Origin of the sequence: Algoriphagus aurantiacus (genome assembly GCF_035156405.1) — a bacterium.
Lineage (GTDB): Bacteria > Bacteroidota > Bacteroidia > Cytophagales > Cyclobacteriaceae > Algoriphagus > Algoriphagus aurantiacus.
Genome location: NZ_JAXRUT010000057.1, coordinates 1 through 9,932, shown reverse-complemented (window position 1 = coordinate 9,932; position 9,932 = coordinate 1). Strand labels below are relative to the sequence as shown.

The 9,932-nt window shown below is 39.7% G+C and carries 8 protein-coding genes; 4 read left to right on the top strand and 4 right to left on the bottom strand.

The annotated features are described in order from the left end of the window. Positions 1-96 precede the first annotated feature (96 nt). The 3 genes from SYJ56_RS25560 to SYJ56_RS25550 all read right to left on the bottom strand — a co-directional run bounded on the left by SYJ56_RS25560 (position 97) and on the right by SYJ56_RS25550 (position 3,517). On the bottom strand, positions 97-324 hold the full coding sequence (locus SYJ56_RS25560) for a hypothetical protein (protein ID WP_323839201.1): 228 nt from the start codon (positions 322-324) through the stop codon (positions 97-99). A 171-nt stretch (positions 325-495) separates the two neighbouring features. Further along, complete coding sequence (locus SYJ56_RS25555) at positions 496-2,067, bottom strand: sulfatase family protein (RefSeq protein ID WP_323839199.1); 1,572 nt, start codon at positions 2,065-2,067, stop codon at positions 496-498. Positions 2,068-2,173: 106 nt separating this feature from the next. Beyond that, positions 2,174-3,517 (bottom strand): Gfo/Idh/MocA family protein, encoded by a 1,344-nt coding sequence (locus tag SYJ56_RS25550; protein ID WP_323839197.1) that lies wholly within the window; start codon positions 3,515-3,517, stop codon positions 2,174-2,176. Positions 3,518-3,977: 460 nt separating this feature from the next. On the opposite strand from SYJ56_RS25550, the gene SYJ56_RS25545 reads away from it, so the two are divergent. From SYJ56_RS25545 to SYJ56_RS25530, 4 genes are all read left to right on the top strand, one after another. Continuing rightward, on the top strand, positions 3,978-4,991 hold the full coding sequence (locus tag SYJ56_RS25545) for a glycoside hydrolase family 43 protein (protein WP_323839194.1): 1,014 nt from the start codon (positions 3,978-3,980) through the stop codon (positions 4,989-4,991). Between the two features lie 326 nt (positions 4,992-5,317). Continuing rightward, positions 5,318-6,490: a PQQ-dependent sugar dehydrogenase gene (locus tag SYJ56_RS25540; RefSeq protein ID WP_323839192.1), complete on the top strand. Its 1,173-nt coding sequence runs from the start codon at positions 5,318-5,320 to the stop codon at positions 6,488-6,490. A gap of 180 nt (positions 6,491-6,670) precedes the next feature. Next, positions 6,671-7,465 carry a transglutaminase family protein gene (locus tag SYJ56_RS25535; protein ID WP_323839190.1) on the top strand — a complete coding sequence of 265 codons (795 nt, stop codon included), beginning with the start codon at positions 6,671-6,673 and terminating at the stop codon, positions 7,463-7,465. Between the two features lie 1,495 nt (positions 7,466-8,960). Further along, positions 8,961-9,668, top strand: coding sequence for a TlpA family protein disulfide reductase (locus SYJ56_RS25530; RefSeq protein WP_323839187.1), 708 nt, complete (start codon positions 8,961-8,963; stop codon positions 9,666-9,668). Between the two features lie 80 nt (positions 9,669-9,748). Here SYJ56_RS25530 and SYJ56_RS25525 read toward each other — a convergent pair. Beyond that, on the bottom strand, positions 9,749-9,932 hold a 184-nt coding region (locus SYJ56_RS25525; RefSeq protein ID WP_323839185.1), incomplete at its 5' end, for a hypothetical protein.

Here is a 9,932-nt window from a genome sequence, read left to right as displayed (position 1 = left end):
ACTGGTCTAATACTTTCTTCTTGAATGTCGATTCTTGTTCTTTCATACTGCTCTATCTTATAAACTTTAACTTAAATTCAAAGTCTTAGACAGAGTTTAGATTACAGTCTCAATTGTCAATACATTTTTAATGATGTTCTTCAGTTTCCCTTTTTCTATGAATACACCGACACTTGCCAGCCCAAGTATGACCATATTGATTGGCCATAGAATTTCTGTGTAAAAAGGCATATCACTCACTACAATGCCTATATAGAGATGCTGTATGAGCGCAATTAATAAAAGCTCGTATTTTCTCTTTTGTAAAAAACTCTTAACGTTCATTTTATTTTCCCTGTCCAATATCCAATCTAGTGATTTTCCCTTCTTAGTTAAAGGTCATGGCCTTTGGGAAATAATCCTCTAACACTCCTCTTTTTCCTTTTTTGTGATTTTTGCTTTTCCTACAATGAAATCACACTACAGGCAGGCTTAGAATAATCATATTTAATTTCCCTACTTCAATTCCAACTGCTGGATTTGCCTATTATTCTCACCTCTTATAGCTTCAAAATCCCGTATCATTTCACCCAGTTTTTCAGGATCTGATTTGGCCAGATTTGTTTGCTGTGATGGATCCTCCTTGAGGTTATACAATTGGTATTCTCCTAAGTTACCTAGTTCGATTTGTACATTTTGCTCTATTGCAGGTCCTCTGTAAGGTGGTATCATCATCCAATCCCCTTTTCTGTAAGCCGTTCGAGTAGTTGCTTCCAAAATAAAATCTTCTCTCCCCAGAGTGCTTTTACCCATCAGTACCTTCAATAGATTTTCACTATCCTCTGTTTCTTCATCAATTCCTACCAAAGCAGCCAAAGATTCAAATAAGTCAATTTGGGTAATCATGGCATCAGATACTCCAGGCTGGATTTTACCTTCCCAATACGCAATAAAAGGAAGCCTGGTACCCGCTTCAAAAAGACTATATTTTCCTCCACGATACCGTCCAGAAGGAGTATGATCTCCCAATTTTTCAACCGCGTCATCGTAATAGCCGTCATTCAAAACTGGCCCATTGTCACTCGAAAATATAATCAGCGTATTTTCTAAAATCCCCAGATCCTCCAATTCTTTCAAAAACTCACCGACAATCCAATCTGCCTCTACAATCGCATCACCTCTTGGCCCCATCCCCGATGCTCCTTCAAACCTTGGATGGGGAGTTCTTGGCACATGAGGTTGCTGCATCGCATAGTACAAAAAGAACGGAGTATCCTTTTGTGCTGATTCATTTACATATGATTTTGCTTTTTCCAGAAAATGGTCAGCCATATCTATATCCGACCATTTGGCTGCCTCCCCACCTTTCATAAAACCAATTCTGGGTACCCCATTGACAATACTATTGTTATGGCCATGATGCCATTTCATTGTTAGCATCTCAGGATTATTGAGTGCCGTGGGTTCTCCCTCAAAATTTTGATCGTAATTGACTTGGATCGGATCAGAAGGATCCAGTCCTACTACATGGCCATTTTTGATATAGACCGTTGGAACGCGATCCTGGGTGGCTGCCATGATATAAGAATAATCAAATCCTACCTGGTTTGGACCGGGAGAAATCTCCCTATTCCAATCTGTATTCCCATTGCCTAATCCCAAATGCCATTTACCCACCACTCCCGTATGGTATCCAGCCTGCTTTAGCATTTTTGGAATTGTCATTTGAGCGGTATCAATCAAAAGAGGAGCTGTTCCTGGAAGTATCTTGGCATTTTTATTTCTCCAGGGATAAGTTCCGGTCAGGATAGCATACCGACTTGGGGTACATGTAGCTGAGGATGCATAAGCATTGGTAAATCGTATACCGCCACTGGCTAGTTTATCAAAGTTTGGCGTTTGTAAAGTCCCTGATTCATAAGCACTCACATCTCCATAACCTAAATCATCCATATATATAATGATGATATTGGGATTTTTAGACTGATCTTCCTTTGTCATCGAATCAGAGGACCTACAGCTACTTAAGCAAGCAGTCACTAGAACCAGCATTGCTAAAGAGATTACAGGTTTTATGTTTTTCTTCATTCAACTTTTGATTTTCCAGTTAGAGGATAAATTAAAAAACCTGTCAGAAATGATCTCTGACAGGTCTTCAAAATACGCTAATAAACAGCTCTTGATTTTCCGTTCTCTATACATGATCCGGAACCTCAAAACCCGGTCTATAATCACGAGTCAACATAGCATCAGCTTCAGGATCGTTGACGAAGGTTTCGGATTTAGGATCAAAGTCTAAAACCCGTCCTAGCCTGTAAGCGATATTTCCCAAATGTGCCAAGCCTGATGAGAGGTGTGCAGTTTCTACCGGTCCGTTTAGGATAGATTTATCATGCTTACGAACTGCTTCGATGAAGTTGGCAAAGTGACCGTCAGTTCCACCAGCTCCCCTATCCATACCTGAAGCAGCTACGCCACCGTCATCTCCTGATTTTCCCGGAGTACGGTCATTTCCCAAGAACGTCTTATACTTATCATAGCCATCTACCACTAGATAGCCCTTATCCCCGTAAAAAATATTTCCCACAGTAGCTCCATCTTCCGCATTGGTGTACCATGGTCTTACTTCAAACTGGATAATCTTATTCTCCTCTGGATAATTATAGATAGAAGTCAATACCTCGGGCACTTCCTTACTGTCATTCCATAGATATTTACCGCCCATTGAGGTGATCTTAGTAGGCAAACCAACATCTAGCCCCCACATGCACAGATCCGTTTCATGGATCCCCTGATTGCCTACATCGCCATTGCCATAATCCCAGTGCCAATGCCAATTGTAATGAACCAAATTATGGGTAAATGGTACTTTTGGAGCTGGGCCAGTCCACAGGTCATAATCCAATCCCTCTGGAACCGGAGAATTTCCCTTGTCCCCAATATCCCCCCGCATTCTAAAAACCAGACCCCGAGCCATATATACTCTACCTATATACCCATCTCTCATTAATTGTATTGCCTCCTGCACTGCTGGAGAACTTCGTAATTGAACACCATGCTGGACAATCCTATCGTACTTAGTTGCTGCCTCAATCATCTTGCGTCCTTCGGAAATATTATGGGAGCCTGGTTTCTCCACATACACATCCTTGCCTGCCTGACATGCCCAAATAGTCGCCAATGCATGCCAATGATTTGGGGTAGCCAAACCTACAACGTCGATGTCCTTGTCATCCATTACCTTTCGAAGGTCTTGCTCCAAGGCTACATCTAATTTGTATTTTTCTTTAAAGCTTCTTTGACCTTCCCTCAAAAGGTTCATATCTGGATCACAAAGGGTTGTGACTTGAACGTCCTTCTGCGCCATAAAGCCTTGGATATGGCTTTTACCTCTGCCATTAATTCCCAATACGGCAGCATTAATTCTGTCATTTGCTCCAAAAGCTGAAGCTGGGATAAATGTAGGCAGCACCATGGCTGCCGAACTGGCAATGGCAGTCTTTTTAATAAAGGTTCTTCTTGATGATTCCTTCTTCATTTTACTATTTTATTTTGGGTTGTATTTTGATTCAATTTATTGAAAAAATAGTGTAACTGCTTATAAACTTACATGTTCGGGTAATCTTAAACAATAATCAATGCATTAATTTAAGAATCACCAAAATATCGTTTGTAAAGGCTACAAACACTTTTGTTGTCACAATTTTGGTGGACTCTTCCTGTGCTGGTGTTAGAAGTTGTCATCCAAAAACCTACTACTTAATAACAGAGGGAATTACAGTTGGCTTACGATGAAAGACCAGTACAGTGTAGAACACTTCAATTTCGAAGAAAAAATTATACAGTAGGTTTCCACAAACGGGATTGAAAATGCAACTTATATGCTGCTTCTATAGGAAGTAAGGTTTTGCCTAGGGGGAAATTTCTACATTAGACTCAAGTATCGCCCCCATTTTGGATAATATACAATCAGAAAAAATCTCTTATTCCATTAACACATGAGCTTCATCACTACTATTCGCTTTTTTACTTGGTCAGCTTCAGCTACTGTACTTACTATCGCATTAATGACCTTGGTTACCACAGGCAGCCTTTTTTCTCAGCAGCTCACCCAATACACTTCTTTCAAACCGGGAGGGCAATGGCTTGCAGATGATGGAATGCACATTGATAGTCATGGAGGAAATATTATTTATGTAGAATCAGAGGAAACCTACTATTGGTATGGAGAGCACAGAGGCACTCCCAGAGGAGCCTCCTGCTATTCTTCCCAGGATCTTTATAATTGGAAAAACGAAGGTGTAGTCTTAGAAAAAGGCGAGATAGAGGTCTTTGAAAGGCCTAAAGTGGTGTATGACGAAGTGAATAAAAAGTATGTCATGTGGTTTCACTTTGACAACTCAGCTTATCGTACTGCCGAACTGGGGGTGGCTACAAGTGACAGTCCAACTGGCCCATTTGAAGTACAAGATCACTATCGACCAAATGGACATGAGTCCCGAGATATAGGAATGTATTTCGAGCCAGACACTAAGAAAGCGTATATTGGCTATGCAGCAGATCATATCAACAAGACCATCAGAATGGTGGAGTTGTCTGAGGACTATCTCTCTACCACTACCAATGATGTGGACATAGAGGCACATTGCGAAGGTCCTGGAATCTTGAAGAAAAACGGTAAATTTTATCTGCTTACCAGTGGCTGTTCTGGTTGGACTCCCAACCCAGCTACCTACTATACTTCGGAAAATATAATGGGGCCATACACGAAGCATGGCAACCCTTTTGTCGGCGATGCAGGTAACAACTCATTCAATTCTCAGCCTTGTTTTATTTTCAAAATACCTGGATACAAAGATGCCTATCTGTATATGGGAGACCGCTGGAATGGAAGAGGAAAGCCTGAATCCGAGTATGTATTTCTACCAATTACCATCACAGAAGAAGGTGAAATGGAAATTCACTGGTATAATGAGTGGGATCTCAGCATGTTTACTCCCGAGAAAAAGTAAACAAAGCTGGCTAGAAAAGTATTTAAACTAATATGTGTATCCGTTTAACTGCAAGTATGTACTTGGAATCAATGCTTGAAGTTCAATTTCGCAATTCCCCCTTTCTAAAAGGGGGTTAGGGGGATTTTTTTCACAGGCTAGCATCAGACATAATTCTAGTACGTACATTCATGCGGGTACACATTTAAACTTAAAAAATAGAATGGAATAAACAGAATTTTAATCCATTCAAATTCCTCATTTTTACGTAGGGAGTACAGAGCATTAATTTGTTTAGCTAAGCAATTAGATTTCAAAAGCATCAACAACCACCATTCTTATTCAGCATGAAGACCTACCTCAATATCCTTCTACTTCTACTATTTTCATATAGTACGGCTTGTTCACAGGAAAATTCTACCAGTACTCCTAATCCAAATGAGGACTTAACTATACAAGAAGCCTTTCCTCAGTTGTCATTTACCAGACCGGTAGATTTTCAGCATGCGGGCGACAACTCAAATAGGGTATTCGTAGTGGAACAACGGGGAGTTATATCAGTTCTTCAAAATGACCCCGAAACATCCGATAAGGGTGAATTTCTGGATATTGAAACCCGAGTGGATGATTCCGGAAACGAGGAAGGTTTATTGGGACTGGCATTTCACCCAGACTATGAAAACAACGGCTATTTCTATGTAAACTATACTGCTTCCAATCCCAATAGAACTGTAATCTCACGTTTTAGCGTTTCCACATCAAATCCTAATCAGGCAGATCCAGCTAGTGAGCAAGTACTTTTAGAATTTGACCAACCGTTTTCCAATCACAATGGAGGACAAGTTTCATTTGGTCCAGACGGCTATCTCTATATAGCAGTTGGCGACGGAGGGAGTGGTGGAGATCCTCAGGGAAATGGGCAAAACAGGAATACTTTATTAGGTACTATCTTAAGAATAGACGTAGACCAACAAGATGGATCTACCAACTATTCAATCCCTGAGGACAATCCTTTTGTCGATAATTCTGAAGACTTCCGGGAGGAGATTTATGCCTACGGATTGCGAAACCCTTGGAGATTTAGCTTTGACTCCTCCAATGGTCAACTATGGACTGGTGATGTAGGCCAAAACAAATATGAAGAAATTGACATTATCACAAAAGGCGGAAATTACGGTTGGAATACCATGGAAGGATTTCATTGCTACAACTCCTCAGATTGTAATCAAGAAGGGCTGGAAATGCCAATTTGGGAATATGACCGATCACAGGGAGACGTATCCATCACGGGAGGTTTTGTTTATCATGGAACTGCCATTCCTGAATTAGAGGGATTATATATCTATGCTGATTTTGCATCTGGAAGAATCTGGAGTCTGGATGGCAGTGATCCGGCGAATCCTGTCAACACTGAATTGTTAAAAGCCCCCTTCCCTATTTCTTCCTTTGGTATCGACCAAAACCAGGAATTATATATTTGCGCATTTGACGATAAGATCTATAAGCTTGGGTATGAATAATACTTGATTTTTCGACATATGATTGTCTGCAATAGAACCCTTTGGGTTCATGAAAATAATCGGCGATTTTAATAGGTTATTTTTAAAACAGGTGAAATTCTTATAGAATATCCACCTTAAACTCACCTGTAACATTGGGTATTGCTAGCTACCTAATTAAGGAATTAAAAAAATTAACACATGTACTTACACACAAGCTGTAACATAAAATTTGAGATTGTAGCACCCACCCCATTTATACTTATGTTGAGGCCGCGAAGTGGTAGTCAGCAGTGGGTAGAGAGAGAAGAATTCAAAATCACGCCTAGTATCCCTGTGTTTGAATTTGCGGATGGCTATGGTAACCTGTGTCAACGTTTGATTGCCCAACCTGGAATGTTCGCAATAGCTACTTCTTCGGATGTTATTACTTCTGATTACATTGACCAAGGATTTGACGCACCATTTGTTGAAATCCAGAATTTACCAGACTCTGTTTTAAGTTACTTATTACCAAGTCGATACTGCGAGTCAGATTTTTTTAATGAGATGAGCATGAGTATTACGCAAGGCCAAATTCTAGGATATAATCAAGTTGTAGCAATTACAAACTGGCTTCGGCAAAACGTCAGCTATGTTCCTGGCAGCAACCATCAGCCTTTATCTGCCATACAGGTTAATAATAGAAAGTTTGGTGTTTGTACCGATCTTGCCCATTTGGGAATTGCTTTGTGCCGAAGCTTAAGTATTCCAGCCCGTATTGTAGTGGGATATTTGCACAATTTGAAGCCAATGGATATGCATGCGTGGTTTGAGGCGTACATTGGTAATCGATGGTATACTTTTGATGCTACCCAGGAAGGTTCTAGTGGCGGTTATGTAGTTCTTGGTTTCGGCCGTGATGCTGCCGATGTAGCCATTTTCAATCAATTTGGCCTGCCTGTTCATCCGATAGAGCAAGTGGTGAACGTTGAGTTAATTGAATCGCATTTTTAATTAGAGACTGCTTAGAAAATAAATAAGTAGGCATATAATTAAATCAAGTGATTAATTTCAGAAATTAAGGGGAGCCAATTGCAAGGGACCATGCAAAAGACAGATACGGAATGAACCGGATCAGAGAAGACCCAAGAACACCAGCCAATCCTAGATTGTCTTCATCATCCTAGCAACCCCTAATTTAGATGCGCGCCAGATTCCCCTAACTCAGTTCTGGAAAGTCTTTGTGGCAACCAAAAGACTACCTGTAAACAGATGAAACAGGTCCCTGTTTCGTTGGGTTTTGAAATTAAAGCTTACCCGATTTCTAAATATTATTCTAACTCAGATAATAAAGGTAAGTCTGTCTACCCAAATCAGTTGTTACTTTTTCTGAGGTATTAGATCTGGCCAATTTTTCTTTCGCGTATTATGATTTCGTTGTTGATTCTTCTATAGATCAATGGGGTACAACTGAACTAAGAATCCTAAAAAATCATAAAATATTTTTTTCCCCCGAATACAATTCTTAAAATGATTAAGTTTTTATTTTAAAAGACAGATCGGTAGTAGACCAAAGTCACGGGGTCATCATAATCCTCTTCTTGTAAACTAGCATATTCAAGCATATTCATCTCACTAGTTTCAATGGCACTTCTTATTGATTCGTCTTTGGTGTTGGTATAAAGAAGTGCAAGCCTGTAAGCTAATCGTGCGAGAAGGCGGTCAGCACCATTTTTTTTTACAGTTTCAAAAGTAGAACTGTCACGTTTCAGTTTGGTGTGGTCTTTGTAAATCAGTACCGTACTACTATCAGCCATGGTCATTAGGTGTTCTATAGACATGTATTCAGCCATTTGGTCGGCCGTTTTCAGATCTTTGAGAGAACCGGCAATGCTTCCCAAATATTTCTCGAGCAAAAGACCAGAGTCTCCCTTCCAAATAAAAAATACATTTCCATGATTAATGTTGATGGTATCCTTATAGCGCTCCTTTGTTTGCAACAAGACTTCAAAGTCCATGTNTCCCTTCCAAATAAAAAATACATTTCCATGATTAATGTTGATGGTATCCTTATAGCGCTCCTTTGTTTGCAACAAGACTTCAAAGTCCATGTTTAGGCTGTCGCCCGGCTCAATATGTAATATATAATGCCCCAAGGTCAAATAAGTCGGCTTTTCGATAGTGGTTTTTATTACGGTTTTAAGATTCGTTGAAGTATCAATAGTATTTGGAGGGGGTGGGAGATAAAGCGGATTAAAAGCTAACGGATTACGCAGCCCAAGAGACAATTGTTCCCTGTCAGCATTCTTTTTGAGGTTTATTACAATTGTTGTGTTATAGATTTCCGGCTTTTCATCAGACAGCGCTTCGGCATTCTGAGAATAACATGAAATACACCAGATAAACAGGTATGAAAGAATGGGAAGCGTCTTAAAAAAATCAGGAAGCATATTTTTTAGGTTAAAGTGATTACAAGTGTGGTTAATGAAAAATTTACTTTTTCAAGGAAATGGGTCTCGACGCGCAATCTATTCTTGAAAGGTTCAATGGCAGTAATGATACGGTTAAGCAGTATGTACAGCTCAATCTTTTTAATGACGGAATGTTAAGTGAAGAACAAAAATTAGCGCTTATTGAAAAACTAACCTATCCTGCTTTTAAGGAATATGCACTTCAGCTGGATCAGGATCCCAATCGCGGAATTGAAAAATCGGGTTATATAAACAATGAAATTAGAGGCGCCCGATTGTTTGATGTAAATGATAAAGAGCTTGTTTTTGAAGATCTGTTTGAGAGAACTGAGCAGCCTTATCTATTACTTGATTTTTCAGGATCATGGTGCAAGCCCTGTCTGGAAGAGATGTCTGTCTATGCAAAAACAGCACATTTGGACAACTCGAAAAAAGTACGACCTATTTGGCTGTTTTTCGAAAATGATAAAACAAAGTGGCTCAATGTTGTAGAGAAATACAATTTAAAAAAGGAAAACTGCTTTCTGGTGGTGGGTGAGTCAGGCCCCATATTAAAGAAGCAGTTCGCTTTGTTGTTTGACTGGGAAGGGGAATTCCCCCACTATTTCCTTTTTGCCAAAGAGGGGGGAATAATAGATAAGAGAGCAAGACCCCTATCCATGTTTGAGGAAAATGATGTGTCTAATTTGCCGCCGCGGGAAAATAATAAAAATTCCGGACCTCCATTACCGCCACCAATTAAATAACACCAGTAAAAAGGGCTAATGAAAAAATAATGAGTTGTAGGATAGAAAATACAAATGAATCTATCTACCCAAATCAGTTTTTACTTTTTCTGAAGTATTAGATCTGGCCAATTTTTCTTTCCGAAATATGATTTTGTTGTTGATGCTTCTATTAGTAAAAAACACACCTTCTTAGAAGGTGGCTTTGAATAGCCCCTGTAAGGAGCGTTTGGCATTGAACTAGAAATCAAAACCCTGTTGTTGGTCTTCTTCCTTTCGTTCTTC